The organism is Pseudomonas sp. NyZ480, assembly GCF_029537255.1.
Classification (GTDB): Bacteria; Pseudomonadota; Gammaproteobacteria; order Pseudomonadales; family Pseudomonadaceae; genus Aquipseudomonas; species Aquipseudomonas taiwanensis.
Window position 1 is genome coordinate 887,457 of sequence record NZ_CP120626.1, and the last position, 26,377, is coordinate 913,833.

General features: G+C 61.6%; 26 protein-coding genes. 17 read left to right on the plus strand and 9 right to left on the minus strand.

The genetic code is table 11. From position 1 onward, the window contains the following. The first annotated feature begins 71 nt into the window (after positions 1 to 71). Positions 72 to 986 carry an SDR family oxidoreductase gene (locus P3R38_RS03965; RefSeq protein WP_104882159.1) on the plus strand — a complete coding sequence of 305 codons (915 nt, stop codon included), beginning with the start codon at positions 72 to 74 and terminating at the stop codon, positions 984 to 986. A 265-nt stretch (positions 987 to 1,251) separates the two neighbouring features. Here P3R38_RS03965 and P3R38_RS03970 read toward each other — a convergent pair whose 3' ends face one another. After that, on the minus strand, positions 1,252 to 2,037 hold the full coding sequence (locus P3R38_RS03970) for an IclR family transcriptional regulator (protein ID WP_104882939.1): 786 nt from the start codon (positions 2,035 to 2,037) through the stop codon (positions 1,252 to 1,254). Between the two features lie 165 nt (positions 2,038 to 2,202). Here P3R38_RS03970 and hmgA point away from each other — a divergent pair, with 165 nt between their 5' ends. The 3 genes from hmgA to maiA are packed head-to-tail and all read left to right on the plus strand — an operon-like array spanning position 2,203 to position 5,447. After that, complete coding sequence (hmgA, locus tag P3R38_RS03975; RefSeq protein ID WP_104882938.1) at positions 2,203 to 3,504, plus strand: homogentisate 1,2-dioxygenase; 1,302 nt, start codon at positions 2,203 to 2,205, stop codon at positions 3,502 to 3,504. 3 nt (positions 3,505 to 3,507) lie between these two features. Continuing rightward, entirely contained in the window at positions 3,508 to 4,800 is a 1,293-nt protein-coding gene (fahA, locus tag P3R38_RS03980) for a fumarylacetoacetase (protein WP_277686844.1), read from the plus strand. 14 nt (positions 4,801 to 4,814) lie between these two features. Further along, positions 4,815 to 5,447 (plus strand): maleylacetoacetate isomerase, encoded by a 633-nt coding sequence (gene maiA / locus P3R38_RS03985; RefSeq protein ID WP_023378733.1) that lies wholly within the window; start codon positions 4,815 to 4,817, stop codon positions 5,445 to 5,447. Here the strand turns inward: maiA and P3R38_RS03990 are convergent. After that, the gene (locus P3R38_RS03990; protein WP_023378734.1) at positions 5,441 to 6,247 is read right to left on the minus strand and encodes a tetratricopeptide repeat protein; all 807 of its coding nucleotides are present in this window, start codon (positions 6,245 to 6,247) and stop codon (positions 5,441 to 5,443) included. The two genes, maiA and P3R38_RS03990, sit on opposite strands and share 7 nt — an antisense overlap. A gap of 124 nt (positions 6,248 to 6,371) precedes the next feature. On the opposite strand from P3R38_RS03990, the gene P3R38_RS03995 reads away from it, so the two are divergent. Beyond that, positions 6,372 to 7,391 carry a Glu/Leu/Phe/Val dehydrogenase dimerization domain-containing protein gene (locus P3R38_RS03995; protein WP_023378735.1) on the plus strand — a complete coding sequence of 340 codons (1,020 nt, stop codon included), beginning with the start codon at positions 6,372 to 6,374 and terminating at the stop codon, positions 7,389 to 7,391. A gap of 42 nt (positions 7,392 to 7,433) precedes the next feature. Here P3R38_RS03995 and P3R38_RS04000 read toward each other — a convergent pair whose 3' ends face one another. Next, complete coding sequence (locus tag P3R38_RS04000) at positions 7,434 to 7,691, minus strand: YebG family protein (protein WP_023378736.1); 258 nt, start codon at positions 7,689 to 7,691, stop codon at positions 7,434 to 7,436. A gap of 257 nt (positions 7,692 to 7,948) precedes the next feature. Here P3R38_RS04000 and P3R38_RS04005 point away from each other — a divergent pair, with 257 nt between their 5' ends. Both P3R38_RS04005 and P3R38_RS04010 read left to right on the plus strand, forming a co-directional pair. Then, entirely contained in the window at positions 7,949 to 8,419 is a 471-nt protein-coding gene (locus P3R38_RS04005) for a phosphate-starvation-inducible PsiE family protein (protein WP_023378737.1), read from the plus strand. A gap of 114 nt (positions 8,420 to 8,533) precedes the next feature. Beyond that, positions 8,534 to 8,836 carry a hypothetical protein gene (locus P3R38_RS04010; RefSeq protein ID WP_027908053.1) on the plus strand — a complete coding sequence of 101 codons (303 nt, stop codon included), beginning with the start codon at positions 8,534 to 8,536 and terminating at the stop codon, positions 8,834 to 8,836. A 15-nt stretch (positions 8,837 to 8,851) separates the two neighbouring features. On the opposite strand, the gene P3R38_RS04015 is transcribed toward P3R38_RS04010, so the two are convergent. Together P3R38_RS04015 and P3R38_RS04020 are read right to left on the minus strand one after the other, a co-directional pair. Then, on the minus strand, positions 8,852 to 9,154 hold the full coding sequence (locus P3R38_RS04015; RefSeq protein ID WP_027908054.1) for a DUF3509 domain-containing protein: 303 nt from the start codon (positions 9,152 to 9,154) through the stop codon (positions 8,852 to 8,854). A gap of 125 nt (positions 9,155 to 9,279) precedes the next feature. Next, on the minus strand, positions 9,280 to 9,627 hold the full coding sequence (locus P3R38_RS04020) for an HPF/RaiA family ribosome-associated protein (protein ID WP_023378740.1): 348 nt from the start codon (positions 9,625 to 9,627) through the stop codon (positions 9,280 to 9,282). 335 nt (positions 9,628 to 9,962) lie between these two features. On the opposite strand from P3R38_RS04020, the gene P3R38_RS04025 reads away from it, so the two are divergent. The 3 genes from P3R38_RS04025 to P3R38_RS04035 all read left to right on the plus strand — a co-directional run bounded on the left by P3R38_RS04025 (position 9,963) and on the right by P3R38_RS04035 (position 14,048). Continuing rightward, positions 9,963 to 10,520 carry an RNA polymerase sigma factor gene (locus P3R38_RS04025; protein ID WP_023378741.1) on the plus strand — a complete coding sequence of 186 codons (558 nt, stop codon included), beginning with the start codon at positions 9,963 to 9,965 and terminating at the stop codon, positions 10,518 to 10,520. Next, positions 10,517 to 11,503 (plus strand): FecR domain-containing protein, encoded by a 987-nt coding sequence (locus P3R38_RS04030; RefSeq protein WP_104882934.1) that lies wholly within the window; start codon positions 10,517 to 10,519, stop codon positions 11,501 to 11,503. The genes P3R38_RS04025 and P3R38_RS04030 overlap by 4 nt, the downstream gene beginning before the upstream one ends. 154 nt (positions 11,504 to 11,657) lie before the next feature. Beyond that, positions 11,658 to 14,048 (plus strand): TonB-dependent receptor, encoded by a 2,391-nt coding sequence (locus P3R38_RS04035; protein ID WP_277686845.1) that lies wholly within the window; start codon positions 11,658 to 11,660, stop codon positions 14,046 to 14,048. Between the two features lie 29 nt (positions 14,049 to 14,077). Here P3R38_RS04035 and P3R38_RS04040 read toward each other — a convergent pair whose 3' ends face one another. Beyond that, on the minus strand, positions 14,078 to 14,953 hold the full coding sequence (locus P3R38_RS04040) for a helix-turn-helix domain-containing protein (protein WP_023378744.1): 876 nt from the start codon (positions 14,951 to 14,953) through the stop codon (positions 14,078 to 14,080). Between the two features lie 214 nt (positions 14,954 to 15,167). Between P3R38_RS04040 and P3R38_RS04045 the strand changes: the two genes are divergently transcribed. The 3 genes from P3R38_RS04045 (at position 15,168) to P3R38_RS04055 (ending at position 18,484) form a co-directional block, all read left to right on the plus strand. Further along, positions 15,168 to 16,091, plus strand: coding sequence for a DMT family transporter (locus P3R38_RS04045; RefSeq protein WP_277686846.1), 924 nt, complete (start codon positions 15,168 to 15,170; stop codon positions 16,089 to 16,091). Between the two features lie 102 nt (positions 16,092 to 16,193). Next, positions 16,194 to 16,781 (plus strand): hypothetical protein, encoded by a 588-nt coding sequence (locus tag P3R38_RS04050; protein WP_277686847.1) that lies wholly within the window; start codon positions 16,194 to 16,196, stop codon positions 16,779 to 16,781. A gap of 116 nt (positions 16,782 to 16,897) precedes the next feature. Beyond that, complete coding sequence (locus tag P3R38_RS04055; protein WP_277686848.1) at positions 16,898 to 18,484, plus strand: hypothetical protein; 1,587 nt, start codon at positions 16,898 to 16,900, stop codon at positions 18,482 to 18,484. Between the two features lie 24 nt (positions 18,485 to 18,508). On the opposite strand, the gene P3R38_RS04060 is transcribed toward P3R38_RS04055, so the two are convergent. Beyond that, entirely contained in the window at positions 18,509 to 19,483 is a 975-nt protein-coding gene (locus tag P3R38_RS04060; protein ID WP_277686849.1) for a D-glycerate dehydrogenase, read from the minus strand. Positions 19,484 to 19,608: 125 nt separating this feature from the next. Then, positions 19,609 to 20,556, minus strand: coding sequence for a LysR family transcriptional regulator (locus P3R38_RS04065; protein WP_023378747.1), 948 nt, complete (start codon positions 20,554 to 20,556; stop codon positions 19,609 to 19,611). Between the two features lie 180 nt (positions 20,557 to 20,736). Here P3R38_RS04065 and P3R38_RS04070 point away from each other — a divergent pair, with 180 nt between their 5' ends. From P3R38_RS04070 to P3R38_RS04085, 4 genes are read left to right on the plus strand one after another with little or no spacing between them, the layout of a single operon-like run. After that, positions 20,737 to 22,263, plus strand: a complete 1,527-nt coding sequence (locus P3R38_RS04070) for an efflux transporter outer membrane subunit (RefSeq protein ID WP_023378748.1) — start codon at positions 20,737 to 20,739, stop codon at positions 22,261 to 22,263. Then, entirely contained in the window at positions 22,260 to 24,437 is a 2,178-nt protein-coding gene (locus P3R38_RS04075) for an FUSC family protein (RefSeq protein ID WP_023378749.1), read from the plus strand. The genes P3R38_RS04070 and P3R38_RS04075 overlap by 4 nt, the downstream gene beginning before the upstream one ends. Further along, the gene (locus tag P3R38_RS04080; RefSeq protein ID WP_023378750.1) at positions 24,427 to 24,627 is read left to right on the plus strand and encodes a DUF1656 domain-containing protein; all 201 of its coding nucleotides are present in this window, start codon (positions 24,427 to 24,429) and stop codon (positions 24,625 to 24,627) included. Before P3R38_RS04075 ends, P3R38_RS04080 begins: the two co-directional genes overlap by 11 nt. Before the next feature lie 10 nt (positions 24,628 to 24,637). Then, a complete protein-coding gene (locus P3R38_RS04085; RefSeq protein WP_023378752.1) occupies positions 24,638 to 25,498 on the plus strand; it encodes an HlyD family secretion protein in 861 nt (286 codons plus the stop codon). A 258-nt stretch (positions 25,499 to 25,756) separates the two neighbouring features. Here P3R38_RS04085 and P3R38_RS04090 read toward each other — a convergent pair whose 3' ends face one another. Beyond that, positions 25,757 to 26,215 carry a universal stress protein gene (locus P3R38_RS04090; protein ID WP_277686850.1) on the minus strand — a complete coding sequence of 153 codons (459 nt, stop codon included), beginning with the start codon at positions 26,213 to 26,215 and terminating at the stop codon, positions 25,757 to 25,759. Between the last annotated feature and the right edge of the window lie 162 nt (positions 26,216 to 26,377).

The following is a 26,377-nucleotide window of genomic DNA, read 5'->3' on the forward strand; positions in this document are numbered from 1 at the left end:
GTGAGCTTGATTGTTCGCCCTGCGGGGCTGGCGGACACTCGCTGCATCCAACCTGACCAGGAGCCACGAACATGAGCGAGCCGGTGCAACTGCAAGACCGAGTGGTGATCGTCACGGGAGCCGGGGGTGGCTTGGGCCGCGCCCATGCATTGTTGTTTGCCGAGCGTGGCGCCAAAGTCGTGGTCAACGATCTGGGCGGCTCGACCCACGGTGAAGGTGCCAGTGCTTCGGCGGCTGATCGCGTGGTGGCCGAGATCCGCGCTGCAGGGGGAACGGCGGTGGCCAACCATGACTCGGTCGCCGACGGCGCCCGTATCGTCGAGCAGGCCCTGGACAGCTTTGGTCGGGTCGATGTACTGGTGAACAATGCCGGCATCCTGCGTGACAAGACGTTCCACAAGATGGAAGACAGCGACTGGGATCAGGTCTATCAGGTGCATGTCGAAGGCGCCTACAAAGTGACCCATGCAGCCTGGCCGCACCTGCGCGCGCAGAACTGGGGACGCGTGATCTTCACCGCCTCGACGTCCGGCATCTACGGCAATTTCGGCCAGGCCAACTACGGGATGGCCAAGCTCGGCCTCTACGGCCTGACCCGTACACTGGCCATCGAAGGACGCAAGCATGGCGTTCTGGTCAATGCCATAGCGCCGACGGGGGGGACCCGAATGACCGAGGGGTTGATTCCGCCGCAAGTGTTCGACCGGCTCAAACCTGAACTGATCAGCCCGCTGGTGGTGTACCTGGGTAGCGAGCAGTGCCAGGACACAGGTCAGCTATTCGAGGTCGGCGGTGGCTGGATTGGCAAAGTGCGCTGGGAGCGTAGTCTGGGCGTCGGCTTTGACCCACGGGAAGGTTTCACCCCCGAGCAGGTGGCGCAAAGCTGGGAACAAATCGGCGATTTCCAGGGTGCGGTACACCCAGAGGACAGCCTGCAGGCATTGCAGCAGATGATGGCGAACCTGCAGAAATATCCGCTGGGTTGATTGTGGCAAGCCAAAAAAAAGACCGCTGCAAAGGCAGCGGCCAATCGAGACGTATGATCAAGGAGCTTCAAAATCAACGTCGGTGAACCCTGTTCGGCGCGAAAGGCGGGGGGGAGAGCCCTTCGTGCCAGCCAGTGAGACAAGAATAAGCGCTTGATCCTGGGGGAAAAATAGTCGCTGGTGACATTCACCTTTACGTTTCGGGTAAAAGTGCCCGTAGCGCAATTCCTGTCTCTTTTCAGGTTTTCACCTCCGCCCTGCAGGCTCACTCAACCCTCGGCGAATAGCCCATCCGCCAACTGACCTCTTGAGCCGCCGCCAACAGCTGCCGTGCCGCCGGGCCAGATTCGTCGGCATGGAAGATCGAGGTTGGCCCCACCACGGTCATCACGGCGGCAATCTGGCCCATGGCATTGAATACGGGTGCCGACAGCGCATCGACCCCCGGCATCAGCAGGCCATGCACATGGTGCAGGCCGCGCGCGCGGATACCGGCCAGCACGGGTCCATAATCCGCAGGCGTTTGCCCCAGCGAAGCCAGCTCGCGGTCACGCAATTCTCGCGTTTCGCGTTCGGGCAGGTAGGCGGCGAAGACCAGCCCGGTCGAGGAACTCAGCAACGGCAATACCGAGCCGATCTGGGTCACCACGGTCACCGCACGCACCGCCGGCTCGATGCTCACCACGGTCGCTCCCTGGTTGCCCCACACCGCGATGAAGCAGCTTTCGTTGAGTTCGTCGCGCAACTGCGACAGCGGCAAGGCCGAGATTTTCAGCACATCGATGCTACCTAACGCGGCTAGCCCCACCCGCAAGGCCTCGCGTCCCAACCCATAGTGGTTGGTGGCTGCATCCTGCTCAGCGAAGCCGCTGGCGATCAGCGCCTGCAAATAGCGGTGCACCTTGCTTGCGGGCATCTGCACATGCTCGGCCAGACGCGACAACGACGTGGAAGGGGAGAGCTCGGCCAGGGCCTTGAGGATGTCGGTGCCGACTTCTGCCGAGCGGACCTTCTGCTTGCCGTTGTCGGCGGGGGGGCTGGCTTTGGCCATGGACTGGGGCTTCCGAAGTCTTCGAGTGGCGTCTTTATAGCTTGACGCCTTTCGGGGAGCAAATTACGTTATACGTAATCTGATTACGATAAAAACAATGCAGACGCGCTGCCTTCTCCCGCAGCCAGCTGCCAACAACGGCTCTGCACGAGCCCGGAGGCATCGATGAACAGTGACACGTCCCCCGACCTTCACTACTTGAGCGGCTTTGGCAACGAGTTTGCCAGTGAAGCGTTGCCTGGCGCATTGCCGGTGGGGCAGAACTCGCCGCAGAAAGCCCCTTACGGCCTGTACGCCGAACTGCTTTCCGGCACCGCCTTCACCATGGCCCGCAGCGAACTGCGTCGCACTTGGTTGTATCGCATTCGTCCCTCGGCACTGCACCCGCGCTTCGAGCGCCTCGAGCGCCAGCCACTGAACGGCCCGCTTGGTGCGAGCACTCCCAACCGCCTGCGTTGGAACCCACAGCCAATCCCCACCGAGGCCACCGATTTCATCGAAGGCTGGCTGCCAATGGTGGCCAACGCGTCGGCGGACAAACCCGCTGGCGTCAGCATCTATATCTACAGCGCCAACCGTTCCATGGAACGGGTGTTCTTCAATGCCGACGGCGAACTGCTGCTGGTGCCGGAGCAGGGACGGTTGCGCATCGCCACCGAGCTTGGGGTCATGGAAGTCGAGCCGCTGGAAATCGCGGTGATCCCGCGGGGCATGAAGTTCCGTGTCGAACTCCTCGACGGCCACGCCCGTGGTTACCTGGCAGAGAACCATGGGGCGCCGCTGCGCATTCCGGAGCTGGGGCCAATCGGTAGCAATGGCCTGGCCAACCCGCGTGATTTCTTGACGCCGGTCGCCCATTACGAAGAGTCCACCGGGCCGGTACAACTGGTGCAGAAGTTCCTCGGCGAGCACTGGGCCTGCGAGCTGCAGCACTCGCCGTTGGATGTGGTCGCCTGGCACGGCAGTCATGTGCCCTACAAGTATGACCTGCGCCGTTTCAATACCTTGGGCACGGTCAGCTTCGACCACCCGGACCCATCCATTTTCACCGTGCTGACATCACCGACCAGCGTCCACGGCATGGCCAACATGGACTTCGTGATCTTCCCGCCACGCTGGATGGTGGCCGAGAACACCTTCCGACCCCCATGGTTCCACCGCAACCTGATGAATGAGTTCATGGGCCTGATCCAAGGCGCCTACGACGCCAAGGCCGAAGGTTTCCTGCCTGGCGGCGCTTCGCTGCATGGCGTGATGAGCGCCCACGGGCCGGATGCCGAAACGTGCGAGAAAGCCATCGCCGCAGACCTTGCGCCGCACAAGATCGACAACACCATGGCTTTCATGTTCGAGACCAGCCAGGTGCTGCGCCCAAGCCGCCATGCCCTCGAATGCCCCCAATTGCAGGCCGACTACGATAGTTGCTGGGCAACCCTGCCGAGCACCTTCAACCCGAACCGGAGATAACCGATGAACCAGACCGCCATTGCCCGCAGCTGGGTAGAGCACGCCAACGGGCATAGCGACTTCCCGTTGCAGAACCTGCCATTGGGAATCTTCAGTCGTCCTGGTGAGGCACAGCGATGTGGCGTCGCCATTGGCGATGCCATCCTCGACCTGGAGGCGGTACTGGCCGCCGGCCTGTTCGAAGGGCAGGCCAAGACTGCGGTCGAGGCTACTCGGGGTGGGCAACTGAATGCCTTCTTCGCGCTGGGCCGCAGCGCCCGTGTCGCCCTGCGCGAGCGCCTGTTGGTGCTGCTGGGGGAGCACAGCGAGCATCAGGCTGCCCTCAAGGCCGCGCTGTATCCGGCCGGTGACTGCCAGCTGCACCTGCCAGCCAAAGTCGGCGATTACACCGATTTCTACGTCGGTATCGAGCACGCCAAAAATGTCGGCAAACTGTTCCGTCCCGACAACCCGTTGCTGCCCAACTACAAGTATGTGCCGATCGGCTATCACGGCCGGGCATCGACCCTGCGCCCCTCCGGTACCGAGGTGCGTCGTCCCAAGGGCCAGACGCTGCCGGCCGGGCAGAGCGAGCCGACCTTCGGCCCCTGCGCGCGGTTGGACTACGAGCTGGAGCTGGGCATCTGGATTGGCCAGGGCAATGACCTGGGCCAGGCGATCCCAGTGGGGGATGCCGCCGAGCGCGTGGCCGGCTACTGCCTGCTCAACGACTGGTCGGCGCGTGATATCCAGGCCTGGGAGTACCAGCCGCTGGGCCCGTTCCTGTCCAAGAGCTTCATCACCAGCATTTCGCCCTGGGTGGTGACCGCCGAGGCGTTGGAGCCTTTCCGTTGCGCCCAGCCAGCACGCCCTGAAGGCGACCCGCAACCGCTCTCGTACCTGCTGGACAAACGTGACCAGGCCAATGGCGCACTGGACATCGAGTTGGAGGTGCTGCTGCTCACCGAAGGCCTGCGCGAGCAAGGCCTGCCGGCCCACCGCCTGACCTTGAGCAACACCCGCAGCATGTACTGGACCGTGGCGCAGATGGTGGCTCATCACAGCGTCAACGGCTGCCAGCTACAACCGGGCGACTTGTTTGGCTCCGGGACGCTGTCCGGGGCCACGCCTGGCTCCTACGGCAGCCTGCTGGAGATCACCGAAGGTGGCAAGCAGCCGGTAGCCCTGGCCAGTGGCGAAGTGCGCAAGTTTCTCGAAGACGGCGACGAAATCATCCTGCGTGCCCGCTGCACGCGCGAGGGCTTCGCCAGCATCGGTTTCGGTGAATGCCGCGGCAAGATCGTAGCGGCCAATTGAGCGAGGGTCGGCACATGGAGCTGTATACCTACTACCGTTCCACCTCTTCCTTTCGGGTGCGTATCGCCCTGGCGCTCAAGGGCCTGGACTACCAGGCCCTGCCGGTGAACCTGCTCAAGGGTGAGCAGCTCGGTGCAGGTTATGCCGCCATCAACCCACAGGGCCGTGTGCCGGCCCTGCGCACCGATGGCGGTGATGTGCTGGTGCAGTCCCCTGCGATCATCGAGTACCTCGAAGAGGCGTATCCACAGCCTGCACTGCTGCCTGCGGGTACCGAGGACAGGGCCAGGGTGCGAGCTGTAGCGGCGATCATCGCCTGCGATGTCCATCCATTGCACAACGTCAGCGTGCTCAACCAGCTGCGGCAGCTGGGGCATGACGAGTCGCAGGTCAACCAGTGGATCGGCCACTGGATTGGCCAGGGGTTGGCGGCGATCGAACAACTGATCGGTGACGAGGGCTTCTGTTTCGGCGCTTCGCCAGGGTTGGCGGATGTGTACTTGATTCCACAGCTGTACGCGGCCGAGCGGTTCACTGTCGACCTGGGTGCCTACCCGCGTATCCGCCGAGTCGCGGCCCTTGCGCAGCGACACCCCGCCTTCGTGACGGCTCACCCATCCCGCCAGCCGGACACACCGGCTCAGTGAATCGACCGGTTTACCGCCGGTAGCTGGCCGATGCGCTCGGTCAGCTTCAGGCGCTGGATCGGATCGTCGGTCAGCAGCAAGGCATGCTCCAGGTCGAAGCGTTCGGCCTGGGGGCAATCCAGATGCTGGTAAAGCGAGGCCCGGGCCGTGTAGTCACTGGCCTGGACTGGCCCCAGTTGCATGACCCGCTCAGCATCGATCAACGCGGCCAGGTGGTTATCGTTGCTGATGTGCAATTGACGCAGGTTGCGCGACAGTCGCTGCAGCATCTGCGTCGGGCTTGCCACCCGCAGATGTTCGGCGGTCAGTGGCACATGCGGGCCGAACTGGCGGGCCAGCAGTTCGCGGCAATCCGCCGGGTACAGGCGCCGGCCGCCGCAGGGGTCGAGCAGGTGATCGGCACCGGGAACGCGCAGCAGGAAGTGCCCGGGAAAACCAACGCCCTCAAGGGGGATGGACAGCCGTTGCGCAAGCTCCAGGGCCAGTATGGCAAGGGTCAACGGTTGCCCGCGACGACGTTGCAGCACCTTGTCCATCAAGGCTGCCTGTGGGCGTAGCGGGTGGTATTCGTCCTGCTGGAAGCCAAGGGCATTGAGCTGACGCAACAGTGGCTGGGCCAGTTCACATAACGGCAGCATCGGCAGGTTGGCGCTGATCTCACGCTGCAGGTTGTGCACCGTGACAAGGCACGCGACCGGGTCGACATTTCGGTCGTGCTCGGCGGCGATCCAGAGGGCGGCTTCCAGCAGGGCGACCGGCTGGCGCTCCAGGCAGGTCTGGCAGGCTTGACGTGGGTTCATCGCGCTTCTCCACATACGCTTAACTATTAGCTTTGACGCCCTCGTTCGTCCAGTGGTCCGCCAAAGTGCCTTGGATGGGCTGCCTGCCTATACTCAAAGGAGCACCTCTTGGGGGAGCCAGTTGATGTTCGCGCTGATGCAAAGCACCCGCACCCAGTCAATGCACCTGTGGATCGACCCGACCACAGGGTTGAAGGCTGTGGTGGCGATTCACAGCGAACACCTGGGGCCGGCCATGGGGGGCTGTCGCTACCTGCCGTACGCCGATGACGAAAGCGCCATGACCGATGCCATTCGCCTGGCTCAAGGCATGAGCTACAAAGCGGCGCTGGCTGGCTTGTCGTTCGGTGGCGGCAAAGCGGTGATCATGCGCAACCCGCATGTGGAAAACCGAGCGGCGTTGTTCGAGGCCTTTGGCCGTTTTGTCGACACCTTGCAAGGTCGCTTCATAACCGCCGTGGACAGTGGCACCTCGACCCTGGACATGGACTGCATAGCCCAGAGCACGCCCCACGTCACCAGCACCACCGCCTCGGGTGACCCATCGCCGCATGCTGCGATGGGCGTGTTCGCCGGTATTCGCGCCACGTCCCAGGCTCGCCTGGGCAGTGGCAATCTGGAGGGCTTGCGGGTAGCGGTTCAGGGGTTGGGCAATGTGGGCTATGCCTTGGCCGAGCAACTGCATGCGGCCGGTGCGGAGTTGCTGGTGAGTGACCTGGACCCTGGCCGCGTACGCCTGGCGGTTGAGCAGTTCAACGCCCACCCGGTGACCAACGACGCCTTGATCAGCACCCCCTGCGACATCTTCGCTCCGTGCGGCGTGGGGCCGGTTCTCACCGGCCAGAGCGTGATGCAGCTGCGCTGCGCGGCGGTAGCGGGATCGGCGAACAACCAGCTCACCACATTGCAGGTGGCGGACCAGTTGGAGGCCCGCGGAATTCTTTATGCGCCCGACTACGTCATCAATGCTGGCGGGTTGATCTATGTGGCCCTCAAGCACCGTGGTGAAGACCTGACCACCATCACCGCGCATCTTGCGCGGATCCCCTCGCGCTTGACCGAGGTATTCGCCCACGCCCAGGCAGAAAAGCGCTCGCCAGCGCGGGTGGCGCAGATGCTGGCGGAACGGCTGTTGTACGGTTGAGAGGCGAAGGCTCATGCTCCTTCGCCTGCTGCGCGCCAGCCGCTATTCGCTCGGCTGAACCAGTTCGCCCAGGGCCGACGCGTTGCTCTTGAACGCAGTAGCGAACACTGCGCGGTTCTTGGCCATGAAGATGCCTGCGTCTTCGGCCTGTTTTTCACTCAGGTTGGCGACATTCTTCAGCAACACTTCGGTGAGCGCCTCGGCGAGTTCGAGCATTTGGTCATGCGCATCGGCGAGTTTGCGGTCCACGAAAAGGGTCTCCAGGTCTCGAGAGCTGCGGTAAAGGGTTTCAACAGCCATTGTTTGGCCTCTTCAGCGAAGGAGAAGGGAAGGTGCTAGGTGATATCTGTATATTCATACAGTATCGACGCTAATGCAATCCTGCATGCTGGCGAACTGGCATTTTTATAGCCCAGTTTGGCGTCGGCGGCCTCTCTCAGGTGTCTTGCGGCGTTCGGTCGCCTTCCAAGAGAGGGGGCCTGGCCCTTTAACTGCATGGCACAAGCGTCACAGGCGTGATGCATCATCCTTCATGTCGTATCGGGGAATGGACAATCGTGAACATCAAATGGGCTGAAAAACTGCGCAAGGGCCTGCACGGCTCGGCCGACTCGCTGGGCAATCTGTGCGTCGAGGCGTTCCACTACTTGGCGCTGTTCGGCATCGGCGCTATCACCGCCTATGCGGCAGTGATGACCTTCCTGGACATGCTGGGCAAAGGCGGCATCAGCGTGGATGACATCCTGCTGCTGTTCATCTACCTGGAGCTCGGGGCGATGGTGGGGATCTACTTCAAGACCAACCACATGCCGATCCGCTTCTTGCTGTATGTCGCCATCACCGCGTTGACCCGCCTGCTGATCGGTGACGTATCGCACCACAAGGCGCCGGACGAAGGGCTGCTGTACCTGTGCGGCGGTATCCTGTTGCTGGCGTTCTCGATTCTGGTGGTGCGCTACGCGTCGTACCGCTACCCGTCGACCAAGGTGCTGGACGCTAACGGCAAAGAATTGGAAGAGGGCAAATGAGGGGCTAGATAGTTAGCGCGGGTGTTAACGTCCCCGGCGGTTCAATGATGTCCGGCGTCGAGTCCTTGATCGCGACACAGGGTCGCGAGCTGCGTACGCCGAATGGAGAACCCCATGACGATTGAAGCTGAAAGCGTCCGCGCTTACCTGACCGAGGCCTTCCTGCCGCTGGGAATCGACCTGGATACGGTGTATGTCACCGAAATTGCCGATGTGATCGATTGCGATGTGGTCGTCTCGCGCAACCTGGTCGATGAAGTCTTGCACCATCTGCGTCGGGGTGAGGAGCCTACCTACGATCAGGGGTTGTTTGGCCTGTTCCACCAACCTGCCACTTTCGACCTTCGTTACCGTGTGCGCGGCCTGCATTTGCTGGACCTCGAAAAAGAGATCGGCAACATGCTGGGTCTTGGCTGACAGCCCACCCCTGCTTCAGTTAGCGACGCCCACGGCGGAGAAATTGCGCGGTTCGGGACGTGGGTCGCGGGTTAGCGCAGCAAGCACCTGCAACGGGTTCTGTCCCAACTCGATGGCCAGGCCCAGGCGAATGCTGTCGATGACACGCTGCAAGCGCACCGGGTCGTTGCGCTGGGCCTGGCTGATCAGGCGCTTGACGACCATGCCGCTATCGTCCGAAAGCGTCAGCATGATACTGCCGTCCAGGCGTTCGATGCTCAGGTTGACCCGGTAGTCGGGGGCGAAGGCGGCGCTGATCTGCTCGAAAGGGTTGTTCATGGTCAGGCTCTGCACGTGATGATTGCAGAAGTTGACCGGCAATCGCTGGCTTGGTTCAGGCGCGATGGCCGACGGAAACGAAAACGCCCGGCGCAAGGCCGGGCGTTGTTGTACATAGGGCTTGATCAGGCGTCAGGATCACTCAGTTCCAGTGCCCCGCGCTTGCTGCGTAATTTGCCGTAGAAGTGCTCCAGCGCATTGTTCAGCTTGCTGGCGGCGCCATCGACGGCCTGGTCCAGCGAGGTGGCGGTGTGGGTCACGGAAATCGGCTGATGGCCTTTCGGGCGAGCCTCCATCTGGCAGCGTTTGTCATGCGGTCCGGGCTTGGCGCCGTTCTCGTCGCGCAGGTGCACCTCGATGCGGGTGAGGTCGTCCTCGTAACGTTCGAGAGTGCTCTGCAGTGTGCTGCGGACCCACTCATTGAGCCGGATGTTGCCTTCGATATGGTTGCTGCTGTTGACCTGGATTTGCATGATTCAATCCTTATTCAGCTTGCTCGCATGGAGGCGTGCCTAGGCCATTGAGGCCCTTGGAATTTCTTCGCCTCTTGACCCTAAGGTCAGGCAACGGCGCGACGATTACAACCCCTTTTTGAAAATAAATTTCCTGTTGCAATTAGCCTGTTGCGGCTACTGCGCAAACAGACTTGCGGCAGTCAGGTCAGGAAAACCGCATTCCCGGCCTTTGCTTATGAGAATTGAAATCATTATTATTGAATGCGGCCTGGCCAGCTATGGCGGCAACTTCACGGCTATCTCAATGACCTGTTTCTGCCGCCCGGGGCGGGTGGCGCTGGCCCTATGAACCCATGAACGAATCAGACTCCGACAGCACAGGCGGGCGTGCACGTTTTCTGCAGGTATTCCTGGCCCAGCGCGCCCGCATGGAAGCGCTGGTCAGCCGGCGGATCGGTTGCCGCGCAACAGCCGCGGACCTGGTCCAGGAACTGTTCCTGCGCTTCTGGCGTCGGCCCGAGGTCAAGGTCGAGGCGCTCGACACTTATCTGCTGCGCTGCGCTGGCAACCTGGCCATCGACCATCTGCGCAGCGAAGGCAGCCGCGAGCGCGTTGCCGAAGCCTCGCTGCCGTTGGACGAAACGCCTGTCGCCCAGGCACCAGAGCAGGCGCTGGAGGTCGAGCACGACCTGCAATGCATCGAAGCTGCGCTGCGGGCGCTGCCCGAACGCACACGGCAGATCTTTCTGCTCAACCGCATTCATGGCTGCAAGTACGGTGAGATCGCCCAAGCCATGCAACTGTCCCAGAGCGCCGTTGAAAAGCATATGATGCGCGCCCTTGAAGCGTGCAAGGCGAGCGTCGCCGAGCCCGTGTCGTCCACACGCAGGCCAGGGAGCGCCCGTCGATGAGCCGCCGTCCGAATTCGATTTCCGCCGCCCAGTCCCAGGCAGCGTTGCACTGGCTCAGCCGCATCAATGAACGGCCAGAGGAAGCGAACGGCGCGGCGTTCAAGCGCTGGCTGCTGGCCGACCCCGCACACCGTGATGCCTATGCCGATGCCCAGGAACTCTGGCGGCTGAGCGCCGCACCGGCTGCCCGACTGGCGCAGGAGGAGCGTGCAGGCTTGCAGCAGTACCTGGACGCGATGGTAGCGACCCCGCGCAGGCGCCGCTGGTCGCGAATGGCAGGGCCCCTGGCTGCAGCGGCATGCCTGGTGTTGGCCTTGGGCACTGCCGGTGGTTGGCATCCAGGCAACTGGCTGCAAGACCTGCAGGCCGACTACAGCAGCACCGGGCGAGTGCGCCAGGTCAGCCTCGCCGACCAGTCGCAGGTCGTGCTGGATGCCGACAGTGCGATTGCCGTCGACTTCAGTCAGGGGGAGCGTCGCGTACGGCTGTTGCGCGGGGCCGCGTACTTCCAGGTGACCCACACCGGCGAGCCGTTCCTGGTAGAGGCGGCAGGTGGTGAAGTGCGCGTGCTGGGAACCCAGTTCGAAGTGCGCGAGCAGGGCGCCGGTGCCCAGGTCACCGTGCGCAGCGGTCGCGTGGCGGTGACGCCGGCTCAGGGCCGGGCTGCTCGTGAGTTGACTGCCAATCAGCAACTGGTCTATGCCGAGGGACGGCCAGGCGAGACCTTGAGTGTGGACAGCGAAACCCGCTTGGCTTGGCGCCAGGGCTGGCTCAATTACTACCAGGTGCCGTTGGCGCAAGTGGTCGAGGATCTGGGGCGTTATTACCCAGGCCGTATCCTGCTGCTCGATGAGCAGTTGGCTCAACGCAAGGTCAGTGGCAGTTTCCCGGTCCAGGACCCTTTGTTGGCGCTGGACTCACTGGGCAAGGTGCTGGGCTTCTCGCGTCAGACGGTCCTTGGGCGTCTGACTGTTGTTCGGTAAGTGTGCAAGCCCAGGGAGGAGCCGGCCTGCCGGCGATGCGGCCGACACAGGTAAAAAATGTTCAAAACAAGGTGAGGTAACGGAACCTGGCGTACGTGTAATGAGTGGAAGTGCGATTCATTCGCAGTAATAACCCTCTCACAGGTCAGCGTCCATGAAGTTCACCCCGCGTTGCATTCCTCTCTGCTTCGGCCTCGCGGCGCTTGGCGCCTTGCCCGTCGCCCCGCTGGTGCAGGCCGCCGAGCAGGTTCAGTTGTATGCCTTCGCTCAGCCCAGCCAACCTTTGGCTCAGGCAATCAACGCTTTCAGTCGCGCCACTGGCCAGAGCGTGGTTTATACCCTTGAACTGCCTGTTATTCAGGCGCTGGCACTCAACGGCAGCTTCAGTGCCGAGCAGGCATTGCAGCAGTTGCTAGGTAATTCCGGCCTGACCTGGCGGCGTGTCGATGCCCGTACCTTGACCCTCGAACCTATGGACACCTCGGGCGCGCTGAACCTGCAAGCCACCACGGTGACCTCGCAGATGGACACCCACAGCTACCAGCCACCAGCGGTAGCATCAATCATGCGTGGGCAAGGACCGACGCAGGACATACCCCAGGCTATCAACGTGGTTCCGGCGCAGGTCATTCGCGACCAGGCCCCACGCAACCTCGACGATGCGCTGACCAACGTCAGCGGCATCACCCAGGGCAACAATTTCGGCGGCACCGCCGACACCGTGATGAAGCGCGGCTTTGGCGACAACCGTGACGGTTCGATCATGCGCGATGGCATGCCCATCGTGCAGGGCCGAAGCCTCAATGCCAGCACCGAGCGGATCGAGGTGCTCAAAGGTCCGGCCTCGCTGCTGTATGGAATCCAGGACCCAGGTGGCGTCATCAACGTGGTCAGCAAGCGGCCACAATTGGAGCAGTACAACGCGCTGACCGTTCGAGGCTCCACCTATGGGAGCGGCAAGAACGGCAGTGGTGGCGGGTTCGACAGCACCGGCGCGTTGGGTGACAGTCAATTCGCCTACCGCCTGATCGTCGATCATGAAGACGAAGACTACTGGCGCAATTACGGCGTGCATCGCGAGTCTTTGGTCGCGCCGTCGCTGGCCTGGCTGGGCGAAGACACCCAAGTGGTACTGGCCTATGAGCACCGCGAGTTTCTCTACCCCTTCGACCGCGGAACCGCCTTCGGCAGCGATGGCCATCCGTTGAACATCCCAGCCACCCGGCGCCTGGACGAGCCGTTCAACGACATGCAAGGGCGCTCTGATCTCTACCGCCTGGAGGTCGACCACCAGCTGGCCTATGACTGGAAACTGCACGTCGGCTACAGCTTCAACCGCGAGACCTACGATGCCAGCCAAGTTCGCGTGACCGGCGTGAACGAAGCCAATGGCACCCTCAAACGCAGCATCGATGGCACCCACAACGCCATGAGCCGCGACCAGTTCGTCACGGTCAGCCTCAACGGCAATGTCGAACTGGCGGGCATGCAGCATGACCTGTTGCTCGGTGCCGACCACGAGGACCGCAAGATCTTTCGCGGCGACCTGATTCGCCAGAGCAGCCAGTCGACCTTCAGCTACCTCAACCCAGTCTATGGCCAGGAAGTGGAGGGCAGCACCGTGCGGGCCAGCGACAGCGACCAGACCGACAAGCTGCGTACCGATGCGCTGTTCTTCCAGGACGCGCTGCACCTGGACGACCATTGGATCCTGGTGGCCGGCGCGCGTTTCCAGCAGTACGACCAGTACGCCGGACGCGGTCGCCCGTTCAAGGCCAACACCGACACCAGCGGCCAGGCCTGGGTGCCGCATGCAGGCATCGTGTACAAAGTGGACGAGCAATTGTCGTTCTACGGCAGCTACAGCGAGTCGTTCAAGCCTAACTCGAGCATTGCCCCGTTGACCGGCGGGCTGGTACTGGACTCGTCCATTGCGCCGGAGGAGGGCAAGTCCTGGGAGATTGGCGCCAAGCTCGATGTGCCTGGCAAGCTCACCGGTACCCTGGCGCTGTTCGACATCACCAAGCGCAATGTGCTGGTGGCCAACTTCGATACCAGCAGTGGCGAAACCGTGTACAGCAACGCCGGCGAAGTCGGTTCGCGAGGCGTCGAACTCGATCTCACCGGCCAGTTGAGCGAGCGCTGGAGCCTGATCGGCAGCTATGCCTACACCGATGCAGAAGTCACCAAGGACCCGGAGCTCAAGGGCAATCGCCTGCAGAACGTGGCCAAGCACAGCGGCTCGTTGTCGGCGGTGTACGACTTCGGCAGTCTGTTCGGCGGCGACAACCTGCGCCTGGGGACAGGAGTGCGTTATGTGGGGGAGCGGGCAGGCAACGCGACCAACACCTTCGACTTGCCGTCCTACACCGTGGCCGATGCGTTCGCCAGTTACGAAACCAAGCTGGACGAGCACAAGGTACGCCTTCAGTTGAACGTGAAGAACCTGTTCGACAAGGTGTACTACAGCTCGGCCGTGAATCAGTACTTTGTCGCGATAGGCGATGCGCGGCAGGTGAGCTTGTCCAGCACGCTTGAGTTCTAGGAATGTGGGGCTGCAGTGCGGCCCCGATTTCACGTGTCGAAAGCCAAGCGGTATTCGCCGGGTGTTGCACCGAACGCCTGCTTGAACCGATTACTGAAATGGCTGGCACTGGCAAAACCGCACGACAAGGCAATCTCCCCGAGCGCCATCTCGCCCCGCCGCAACAGCTGGCAAGCCCGGTTCAGGCGCCGGGCCAGCAGGTACTGGTGCGGCGGTAGCCCGAAGCTGGTGCGGAACATGCGTGCAAAGTGATATTCGGAAAGGTTGCAGTACAGCGCCAGCTCGCTCAGGGTAATCGGCTGGTCCAGATGCGCTTCGATGTAGTCGGCCAGTTGCCGGCGCGCACTGGGCGCCAGCCCACCTTTCAAGCGCAACCCTTCGCGCAGGCCAACCTGACCGAGCACTGCATGGTCGACGATCTCATGGGCCAGGCTGCTGGCCAGCAGTCGTTCGCTGGGTTCGTCCCAGTTCAGGGTGATCAACTGGCGAAAGCGCCCGGCCTGCTGCGGGTCGTCCAGGAACGTCGCTTCCCGTAACTGCAGTTCGCGAGGTTCGCGGTCGAGCAGACGTATGCAGCCAAGGGCGAACTGCGTTTCGCTGACGTACAGGTGCGCCAGGCGTATCGAGCCATTGACCACCCAGTTCGACTCGTGGCCGGCGGGCATGATGCACAGCTTGTTCGGCGCGCCTTTGTCGTCCGGGCGCTGGCGCCGGAAAGTCCCTGTGCCGTCGGCGATGTAGCACGACAGCGTGTGGTGGCTCGGCGCCTGGTAGTCGCGGGCATCGTCGCGGTTGCTCCACAGCGCCGCTGCCAGCCCATCGCCCAGGTGCGCGCTCAGCTCCAGCCTGGCGTTGGGCGAGGCATGCATGGCGTTGAAGACTTGCAGCTGGGACAGTGGGGTCATGGGCGTTTCCTCTGGCAGCCATCGTACTGCGGTTGCAAGGCCGTGGCAGCTACCGGCGAAGCAAAAGCGCAAGTTTGTGCAAGCGCCAAAGGTCGACAGAAACAACACTGGTGTCTCATCCCCGGCAATACCGGGCTTCTCCAGGAGCCAGCTTGCCGGCGATAGGCCGCCAAGCGGCCTTAGCAAGCATGGACGAATACCCAAGGAGCCACCCATGAACCTGTCCTTGTATTTACTCACTGTGCTCATCTGGGGCACCACCTGGATCGCTCTCAAACTGCAGTTGGGCGTGGTCGCCATCCCGGTATCGATCGTCTACCGTTTCGCCTTGGCCGGCCTGATCCTGTTCGCCATCCTGCTGTTCACGCGCCGGCTGCAGCCGATGAACCGGCGTGGCCATCTGGTTTGCCTGGCGCAGGGTTTGTGCCTGTTCTGCGTCAACTTCATGTGCTTTCTCACGGCCAGCCAATGGGTCGCCAGTGGCCTGATTGCGGTGGTGTTCTCCACCGCCACCCTATGGAATGCGCTTAATGCACGGATCTTCTTTGGCCAGAAAATCGCCACTAATGTGCTGGCTGGCGGGGCGACGGGCTTACTCGGCCTGGGCCTTCTGTTCTGGCCTGAACTGTCCAGCCACACGGCCAGCCGCGAGACCTTGTATGGACTGGGCCTGGCCCTATTGGGCACCCTGTGCTTCTCGGCCGGCAACATGCTTTCCAGCCTGCAGCAGAAAGCGGGGCTCAAACCCATGACCACCAACGCCTGGGGCATGGTCTATGGCGCGTCGATGCTGGCGCTGTATTGCCTGGTCAGCGGTATTCCCTTCGCGATGGAATGGAACCTGCGCTACATCGGTTCGTTGCTGTACCTGGTGATTCCAGGTTCGGTGATCGGCTTCACCGCCTACCTGACCCTGGTAGGTCGCATGGGGCCTGAGCGAGCGGCCTATTGCACGGTGCTGTTCCCGCTGGTGGCGCTGAATGTGTCGGCGTTTGCCGAAGGCTACCAATGGACGGCCCCAGCGTTGCTGGGGCTCGTCGCGGTAATGGCGGGCAATGTGCTGGTGTTTCGCAAGCCGAAGGCTGGCGCCGGTATCCGCGGCTATTCCTTGAAAAAGGTGAGTGCATCAATCAAATAACCGGCCTCGATAGTGTTGAGACAACTGATATTTCTGCCAGTTGCGGGGGGGATTTCATCAATTTAATGTCACTCAGTACAGTCTTGCATATGGAGTGACACCATGTCGTATGGCGATCGCAGAAAAGCGTTGGCGCGCAAGGGGATTTCGACCTGGATGCCTTTGTATGACGCTAAAGTCAAGGGCGTTTTTACAAAGGATCTTAAAAAAGTTCGAACACGTGAAAGTGCCTGGCTTGCGCTTTGTTTCTTTGAAGTTGGTGAGCGTCTTGAAATAGCTAATGATCTGCTTGAAGGGGTATTGGCGCAGCAAGAACAATCCGATCGAAATAAAGCGAAGCGTTACAATTTCAAATGGTATTACGAGCAGGGCAGTGTCTCTGATTACAATGGCCTGTCTTTTGTTGGGCCTGTGTTGGCATATGTTTATACCACTCACAGAAAGGTGATCCGGCCCGATCTGGTTGGGCCACTGCACACTGCCTTGTGCAATGGCAAAATCTGCGTTCAACAGCTGTTTTTCGAACAGATACCTGTCACGTATACCAACGTCTACGTGAACCTTATTGCTTATCTGATTATGTTGGGTGACGAAGACAAAGCCGCGCCCTATGTCGAAAGGCTGTACCAGATGGTCCAGCAAGGGGGATCAACGAATACTGCTCCTGGGCCTATCTGGCTGTGCAGCTAAACGGTCTCCAGGCGGGGTATGCCCATTCGCAGAACCCCTCGCTCAAGGAAAAGCTCAGACAGCTCTTGGCGTTGCACTGGCTGGATGCAATCCACCATTACCACAGAAAAACGAGCATGCTCTCGTCGGTGGGCGCCAGGGTGAAAGATGCGTATGGTTTGAACACGTCATACGATGTTCAGTCGTTGATGTATCTGTACTTTGATGCGGTCCCCCTCGACACGATAGCCGAGCCGTCTGTCGAGTCGCTGATGAGTGATTATGAACCCGATGAGGAGATGGGGCAGATACTCAGAACCAAGACGAAGCTTGCCTATCAAGCTGCGTATGGCCGTGTAGATGTATCTGTCTACCAAACGGAGAATTTCTCCTTATCTACTCAAACCGGCAGGCGCAGCCAGTTTGCCTATACGGATGTTACCGAACCTCGGCGTAAGGTTGTCGTCGGGCATGAGTCGGAAGAACACGACATTCAGTTGGTGTATCATAATGAAAAAACAGGTCACCGTGGTATTCGGTTTCACACCTATGATATTGATACGGAGTTGGATGATTATAATCATCATTGGGTTAATTCCGTGCAGTATAAGAACAAGGCGATTGTGAGTTACAATTTTGATCCCGATGGAAATCAGGGTGGCGCATTGTATTCAGAAGCCTGCCTTGGGCATTTGAGTACGCTGGCACCTGGCGGCGATTTTGGTAACGTGAGAATTAATGGGGTTGCTTGGGATGGACGCGACATTGCCCTTTCAGAAGCTGATGTTATCGCTTTCATGGCCGGTGGCGCTTATGTAGGTATTCGCTTTCTGGCGACAGATGTAATCGCGTTGGAGCATCCTCTGTGCACACCTCAACAACCCATACTCCTGTCCACCGAAGCGCAACCCGGCAAGGCACTGCTGGTATGGTTGCGTAACTATGTTGCGCTCGTTGCCAACTCTCAACCGCTGACGGGTAACGATTATCGGCTTGGCTATGTCATTGAAATGGCAGACGCCGCAGACTTTGCGAGCATCACCGCGTTTGACAGCCATATGCAAACGCTAAGGGTAGAGCAGCATGTACTCGATGGTATTCAGGAAATCATGCTCCACAGTGGTGCCGATCAGTTGTATCTGAAAGAGGACCTGCGACTAAATATGCCACTTGTCCGTAGTAGTAATGGCGTGGCATTCGATAATCGCTTCACTCTTAAGTCACCCTATGTTTCTCTGGAACTGGGGAGCGATCTTGCAGACAGGCTGGTTGATACGAGCGGAGGGCTGCCTTGCAATGGAAGGCTTCCTGCTTTGCTCCAAGTCACTGCAGAGCAGATGATCATCGAAGCCCCCATGGCCTGTGAATCTTTCTTGGGGGGGTATGGGAAAGTCATCTTTACGACGCAGGCAGAACGAGGAAGTGCCGGAGCAATTGTTAGCATTCCCCATGACGGTCAATGGTATGTATGGGCGAGAGTCTTCTGGGTTGACACCCGTTCAAACTCATTCACCCTCCGTTTCAATAATGATCCCAACGCTCCTCGTACCGTGCTTACTGACGACAAATATGCCGAATTCCATTGGCTGAGGGCGCCAGCCGGCTACTTCCTCTCGCAAGGCAGGCATACGCTTCACGTGGATGGGCGAGAGGTTGGAGCCCGGCTGGACAGGGTCATCATTACGGATGACCAAACCTATCACCCAGCTCCAAGTTTAGTGTAGCGGTGCAGTACGATGACCTATGGGTTAATCCTTCCACACCTGCGGGTTCACCAGGTCCTGTGGCCGCTCACCCAGCAGCGCCGCGCGCAGGTTGTCCATCGCCCGCTTGGCCATGGCCTCGCGGGTTTCGGCGGTGGCCGAGCCGATGTGTGGCAGGGTCAGCGCGTTGGGCAACTTGAACAGCGGTGAGTCGCTCAGCGGCTCTTTCTCGTACACGTCCAGGCCGGCGCCGCGCAGGGTGCCGTTCTGCAGTGCCTCGACCAGCGCCGCTTCGTCGACCACCGGGCCACGGGCGATGTTGATCAGGAAGGCGCTCGGCTTCATCAGCTTCAGTTCGCGTGCACCGATCAGCTTGCGGGTGGCGTCGGACAGCGGCACCACGATGCAGACGAAGTCGGATTCGGCCAACAACTGCTCAAGGCTGCGGTACTGCGCGCCCAGTTCCTGCTCCAGCGCCGTCTTGCGGCTGTTGCCGGCATACAGCACCGACATGTTGAAACCGAAGCGGCCACGGCGGGCGATGGCCGCGCCAATGTTACCCAGGCCGACGATACCCAGGGTCTTGCCGTGCACATCGCTGCCGAAATGCGCCGGGCCGACGGTGGCTTGCCAGTTGCCGGCCTTGGTCCAGGCGTCGAGCTCGGCGGTGCGGCGGGCGCAGCCCATGATCAGCGAGAAGCCCAGGTCGGCGGTGCTTTCGGTCAGCACATCCGGGGTATTGGTCAGGGCGATGCCGCGCTCGTTGAAGTAGTCCAGGTCATAGTTGTCGTAGCCGACCGACACGCTGGAGACCACTTCCAGCTTGGCCGCGCCTTCAAGCTGGGCGCGGCCAAGCTTGCGACCGACGCCGATCAGACCATGGGCCCCGGGCAGGGCTTCGTTGAACTGGGCAGCGATGTCGCCGAGCTTAGGGTTCGGCTGGATCACGTTGAAGTCTTGCTGCAGGCGCTCGGCCATGGCCGGGGTGATACGGCTGAAGGCCAGGACGGTCTTTTTCATCGGGCTACTTCTCTGCAAGGCGGTAGGACAGTGGTGGCGGCTTCGCGGATGAACCGGATCGTTGCGAAGAGGCCGGTATTGGTTAGCAACCTACCATTGTCCACCGCCTTGGCGCAGCAGCTTTTTCAGTTGGCGATCTGCAGCTCGTGGGTTTTCAGGTCCGCTTCGTGGGCCGCGAGAATCTCTGGCAGGGAGTTACGCAAGTACTCCACCCAGGTCTTGATCTTCGCATCCAGGTACTGGCGAGAGGGGTAGATGGCATACAGGTTCAGCTCCTGCAGCCGGTACTCGGGCATCACCCGCACCAGGCTTCCGTCGCGCAGGCCGTCGATTGCCGAATAGATCGGCAACACGCCCATGCCCATGCCGCTGCGAATCGCGGTTTTCATCGCATCGGCCGAGTTCACCTGGAACGGCGAGGTGGAGATGTTGACCAGTTCCTGGCCTTCCGGACCATCGAACAGCCACTTTTCCAAGGGAATCACCGGGCTGACCATGCGCAGGCAGGCGTGCTTGAGCAGGTCGACCGGTTTGTGCGCGAAACCCTGCTTGGCCACGTATTCAGGCGAAGCACAGACAATGCTGTAGGTGATCCCCAGGCGCTGGGAAACGAACCCCGAGTCGGGCAGTTCGCTGGCCAGCACGATGGACACGTCGTAGCCCTCGTCGAGCAGGTCCGGTACGCGGTTGGCCATGGTCAGGTCGAAGGTGACGTCCGGGTGCGATTCGCGGTAGCGGGCAATGGCGTCGACCACGAAGTGCTGACCGACACCGGTCATGGAATGCACTTTCAGTTGCCCGGCCGGACGGGCGTGGGCATCGCTGGCTTCGGCTTCGGCTTCCTCCACGTAGGTGAGGATCTGTTCGCAGCGCATCAGGTAACGCTTGCCCGCCTCGGTCAGGGCGATACGCCGGGTGGTGCGGTTCAGCAGCCGGGTTTGCAGATGGGCTTCCAGATTGGATACCGCCCGCGAAACGTTCGCGGTGGTCGTATCGAGCTGCGCGGCGGCAGCCGTAAAGCTGCCCAGCTGAGCTACGCAACTGAAAGCACGCATGTTTTGCAGGGTGTCCATGGGTCACTCTCGATGTAGAGGACAAAATTGTGACACGAAGTAACGAAAATGTTCCTTCGACCAAAGCCGGATTATCGCCGTTTTGGTAACAAAGATTCGCAGGAATGTGCGCTTATCGCCAGTGCGGCTGCCCCCTAGAATTGCCCGGCCTCTCCACTTCTTCCTCGGGAAATCGCAGCTGTGCCGCGTCGCATCATCGGAACGCTCCAGGCGTTCAGCGTCTGTGCCCTTAGTCTCGCCTTGAGCGGCTGTATTGGAACCTGGGGCATAGCCCCGAAAAGCAAAACCCTGCAAGCCAACACCCTGATCACCGATGCGGCCATTCGCGAAGCCGCAACCGATGCCCATTGGCCCGATCAACAGTGGTGGCACGCCTACCACGACCCGCAACTGGACCGTTGGGTCGCCCTGGCAGTGGCCGGCAGCCCGAGCATGGCCATGGCCGCCGCGCGAGTGCGTCAAGCCAAATCCATGGCGGGCGTGGTCGAGTCGGCAGAAAAGCTGCAGGCCAACGGCCAGGCGACGCTCAAGCGCCACAACTGGCCCGAGGACCAGTTCTACGGCCCCGGCGCGTTGTCGGGTGCCAACACCTGGGACAACAATGCCGCCATTGGCTTCAGCTACGCCCTCGATCTGTGGGGGCGCGAGCGCAATGCCACCGAGCAGGCCGTGGACCAGGCGCACATGAGCGTGGCCGAGGCGCGTCAGGCGCAGCTCGAGCTACAGAACAATGTGGTACGTGCCTATATTCAACTGAGCCTGCATTTCGCCCAGCGCGATATCGTCAAGGCCGAACTCGATCAGCAGGAGCAGATTCTGGCCCTGGCCCAGCGTCGTCTGGACGCCGGCATCGGTACCCATTTCGAAGTCAGCCAGGCCGAAGCGCCCCTGCCTGAAACGCACCGCCAGCTCGACAGCCTCAACGAAGAAATCGCCCTGACCCGCAACCAGTTGGCGGCATTGGCCGGCAAAGGCCCAGGGGAGGGTGCCAGCATCGAGCGACCCACCCTGACCCTGGGGGCCGACCTCAAGCTGCCATCGGCCTTGCCTGCCGAGCTGGTCGGGCAGCGCCCCGACGTGGTTGCCAGCCGCTGGCAAGTGGCGGCTCAGGCGCGGGGCATCGACGTCGCCCATGCCGGGTTCTTCCCCAATGTGGACCTGGTCGGTAGCCTCGGCTTCATGGCCACCGGCGGCGGCCCGCTGGAGTTTCTCACGGGACGCAAGTTCAACTACAACGTAGGCCCGGCCATCAGCCTGCCGATTTTCGACGGTGGTCGCCTGCGCTCCGAGCTGGGCGTCGCCTCGGCCGGTTACGACGTGGCCGTGGCGCGCTACAACCAGACGGTGATCGGCGCGCTGAAGAACATCTCCGACCAGTTGATCCGCCGCGAGTCGATGAAAGAGCAGTCGCACTTCGCCGCCGAGTCCGTGGCCGCCGCGCAGAAGACCTATGACATCGCCATGGTTGCCTTTCAGCGTGGCTTGACCGATTACCTCAACGTGCTCAACGCCCAGACCCTGCTGTTCCGTCAGCAACAGGTGCAACAGCAGGTGCAGGCTGCACGACTGGCCGCCCACGCCGAGCTGGTCACCGCGTTGGGCGGCGGCCTTGGGGCCGGTGAAGACGTACCGGACCAGGCGCGTCAGGCCGCGCCGAAAACCCCCGCCACGCTGGCCATCTTCGACAAGCCGGAACACGCTGAATGAGCACATCGAGCTTGCCCCTGCGCTGGCTGCAAAGCCTTGAGTGGCGTCGGGGTTTCTTTGCCTGGGCGCGTACCGATGGGGTGACCTGGGTCTACATCTTCAAGATCATCGCGGCTGCGCTCATCACCCTGTGGTTGGCCATGCGGTTGGAGTTGCCGCAACCGCGCACGGCAATGATCACTGTGTTCATCGTCATGCAGCCGCAGAGCGGTCATGTATTCGCCAAGAGCTTCTACCGGGTGCTCGGCACCTTGGCCGGCTCGGCGATGATGATCGCGCTCATTGCCCTGTTCCCACAGAACACCGAGTTGTTCCTGCCTTGCCTGGCGGTGTGGGTCGGCCTGTGCTCTGCCGGTGCCATGCGCTACCGGACCTTCCGCGCCTATGGGTTCGTGCTCGCCGGCTATACCGCGGCGATGATTGGCCTGCCGGTGCTCGAGCACCCAGACCAGGCCTTCATGGCCGCCGTGTGGCGGGTGCTGGAAATTTCGCTGGGCATCTTGGTGTCGACGCTGGTCAGTGCCGCCGTGTTGCCACAATCGGCCAGTGCTGCCATGCGTAACGCTCTCTACCAGCGCTTTGGCGTGTTCGCCGGGGTCGTGGTCGAGGCGCTGCGCGGCGAAAGTCAGCGTGACCGCTTCGAAGCCAGCAACGTGCGCTTCGTCGCCGAGGCCGTGGGCCTGGAAAGCCTGCGCAACGTCACCGCGTTCGAAGACCCGCACATGCGACGTCGCAGTGGCCGGCTGGTACGCATGAACAGCGAGTTCATGGCCATCACCACGCGCTTCAATGCCCTCAATCGCCTGCTCGAACGCTTGCGTGCACGCGGGCCGCTGCAGATCGTCAGTGCTATCGAACCCGGTATCGAGACCTTGGCCAAACTGCTCGACCCGTATGTGGGCCGGGCCTTGACCGATGCCGATGCCCTGCGCCTGGCCTTGGAGTTGGCGGCCTACAAGGAAGGTCTGCAGGCCCAGGTGCGCAGCCTGCGCGCCGACTACCTGCAAACCGAGCCCAGCGAGTCGGACCTGCTGGACTTCCACACTGCGTTCGAGTTGCTGTACCGGTTCGTCGACGAGATGTTCAGCTACGCCGAAACCCATGCCTCGCTGGCGGCCCACAACCATGCGCGTGAGCAGTGGGACGAGCCTTACGTGTCGCGCACTAACTGGCTGGTGTCGCTGGCCGCGGGCGTGCGTGCCTCGGCGGTGTTGCTGCTGTTGGGCAGCTATTGGTTGCTCAGTGACTGGCCTAGCGGCGCCATGATGACCTTGGTCGCCACGGTGACGGTGGGCCTGTCGGCGGCCTCGCCAAACCCTAAGCGCATGTCGTTCCAGATGGCCTGCGGCACGATGCTTGGGGCTTTCATCGGCTTCTACGAAACCTTCTTCGTCTTCCCCTGGATCGACGGCTTCCCGTTGCTGTGCGTGGTCCTGGCACCGGTCTTCGTGCTAGGCGCGTTCCTCGCATCGCGCCCGGCCTATGCTGGGTATGGACTGGGGCTGCTGGTGTTCTTCTCCATCGGGTCGGTGCCCAACAACCTCACCACCTACAACCCTTACAGCTTCATCAACGACTACATCGGCATGGTCATCGGTATGCTGGCCTGTGCGGCTGCGGGGGCGATCATCCTGCCGCCGAACAGCCGCTGGCTGTGGAGCCGCCTGGAGCAAGATTTGCGCGCGCAGGTGCTGTTCGCCATCGGCGGACGCCTGCGCGGTTTGGGCAGCGCCTTCGAAAGCCGAACCCGCGACCTGTTGCACCAGGCCTACGGCCTTGCCGCTGGCAAGCCCGAGGTGCAAAGCCAGTTGATGCGCTGGATGTTCGTGGTGCTGGAAATCGGCCACGCCATCATCGAACTGCGCAAGGAACAGGCCCGTGCTCCGGTGCATCCGGCCTATGCCGAATCGCAGCCTTGGCGCCAGGCTATCCGCGTGATGGGCCGGGCCCTGGCCCGGTTGTTCCTGCAACCTAGCGCCAGCAATCACGAACGTGCCCTGGTGGCGGTGGACCATGCCATCAGCCGTGTGCAGGCCACCGACGAACCCTTTGCCCGGCACTTCGACACTTCGGTGCTGCGCCGGGTGCAGAGCTATTTGCATTTCATCCGTACTTCCCTGCTCGACCCACAGTCGCCACTGGCCCCGGCGAAAGGATTGCACCATGCCCCGTGAGATCGCCTTCCATGGCGTTTACATGCCCACCATGACCCTGATGTTCCTGCTCGCCCTGGGCCTGGCCTGGGGTCTGGACCGGTTCATCGCCAGCCATGATGGCTATCGTTTTTTCTGGCATCCGGCGCTGCTGCGCCTGAGCCTGTTCGTCTGCTTGTTCGGCGCCATGGCGCTGTCTCTCTACTGGTGAGAATCCTTCGATGAAAAAGTTCTTCAGCTTGATCGCCACTCTGCTGGTGCTGGCCGCCGCCGTGGTGATCGGCCACCAGTTGTGGAAGCACTACATGACAACGCCGTGGACCCGTGACGGCCGCGTGCGTGCCGACATCATCAACGTCGCCGCCGACGTGCCCGGCTATGTAGTGGAGGTGCCGGTCAAGGACAACCAGCGGGTCAGGAAGGGAGACCTGTTGATCCAGATCGACCCTGAGCACTACCAACTGGCGGTCGACCAGGCCAAGGCCCTGGTCGCCTCGCGTAAGGCCACTTGGGAAATGCGCAAGGTCAACGCCAAGCGCCGTGCCGACATGGACAACCTGGTGATCTCCAAAGAGAACCGCGACGACGCCAGCAACATCGCCAATTCCGCGCTGGCCGACTACCAGCAGGCCCAGGCACAGTTGGCGGCCGCCGAACTGAACCTCAAGCGTACGCGCATCGTTGCGACGGTGGACGGGTATGTCACCAACCTGAACATTCACCGGGGCGACTATGCACGTACCGGAGAAGCGGTGATGGCAGTGGTCGATGAGAACTCGTTCTGGGTCTATGGCTTCTTCGAGGAGACCAAGCTGCCGCATGTGAAGGTTGGTGACCAGGCCGAGCTGGAGATGATGAGCGGCGAGCGCATCAAAGGGCATGTGGAGAGCATCGCCCGCGGTATCTACGACCGCGACAACCCACAAAGCCGCGAGCTGATCGCCGATGTGAATCCGACCTTCAACTGGGTGCGCCTGGCGCAGCGGGTGCCGGTGCGGATTCATATCGATGAAGTGCCGCAGGGGTATCTGCTGGCGGCGGGGACCACTTGTACGGTGGTGGTGAAGCCTGGGGAGAGGTGAGATGTTCTGGGGCCAGGCATGGGATTTGTGGCGGGTTTGAGATCGAGCGCCGCCCGCGCGGCGCATCGCGAGCAAGGCTCGCTCCTACGTCTGTTTAGGGCCAATTATGCGTGAGTGCATGGTGCGATACCGTGTCGTACAAACAAGGCGGTCGCGCGCGCCTGCCACTGGCGTTACTGGCCAGAAACAAACGTAGGAGCGAGCCTTGCTCGCGATGCGCCGCGCGGGCGGCGCTCGATCTCACTGACGCTACAACACTCACGGCGAACCCTCCGCAGCCCCCACCAAAACAGGCACCTGCACCCGATCAATCACCTTCGCGCTGATCGACGGATCCAGCAACCGCCCCAGCCGGGACAGGTGCCGGTGCCCCATGATGATCAATTCGCACTCCAATTCCTGGGTCTTGGCGACAATCGCCTCGACAGGCTGCCCGGCAACCATGCAGCCCCGGGCAGCAAAACCAGCTCCTTGCAAAGCCGCTACAGCCTCGGCCACCGCGCGGTCGCCCAAGCGCTGCTCTTCACAGGCAGCGGGGTATTGCTCCAGTTCTTCGGCGGTGTAAGGCGCGGGTGTGTCGTGCACGGCGAAAGTGGAGTCGATGGCCAGCAGGATATGCAGTTCATGTTCGCCTGGGCGGCAGTAGCGTTGGGCCAGGGCGAGCAGCCCGGTGGAAGCGGGGGAAGCGTCGATGGCGATGAGTACGGGGCTGGGCATGTGCGATCCTTGTGGGGGTGATGTGTTGCCGGCGATGGCGCCGGTACAGCCACTGCATTCCTTATGGCCCATCCGCACGCCGAGATAAATGCCCCATCATGCATGGCCGCATTGCGTCTGGTGCAATCGTCCGACCTGTTAACATGATGGCCCCCACAGCTG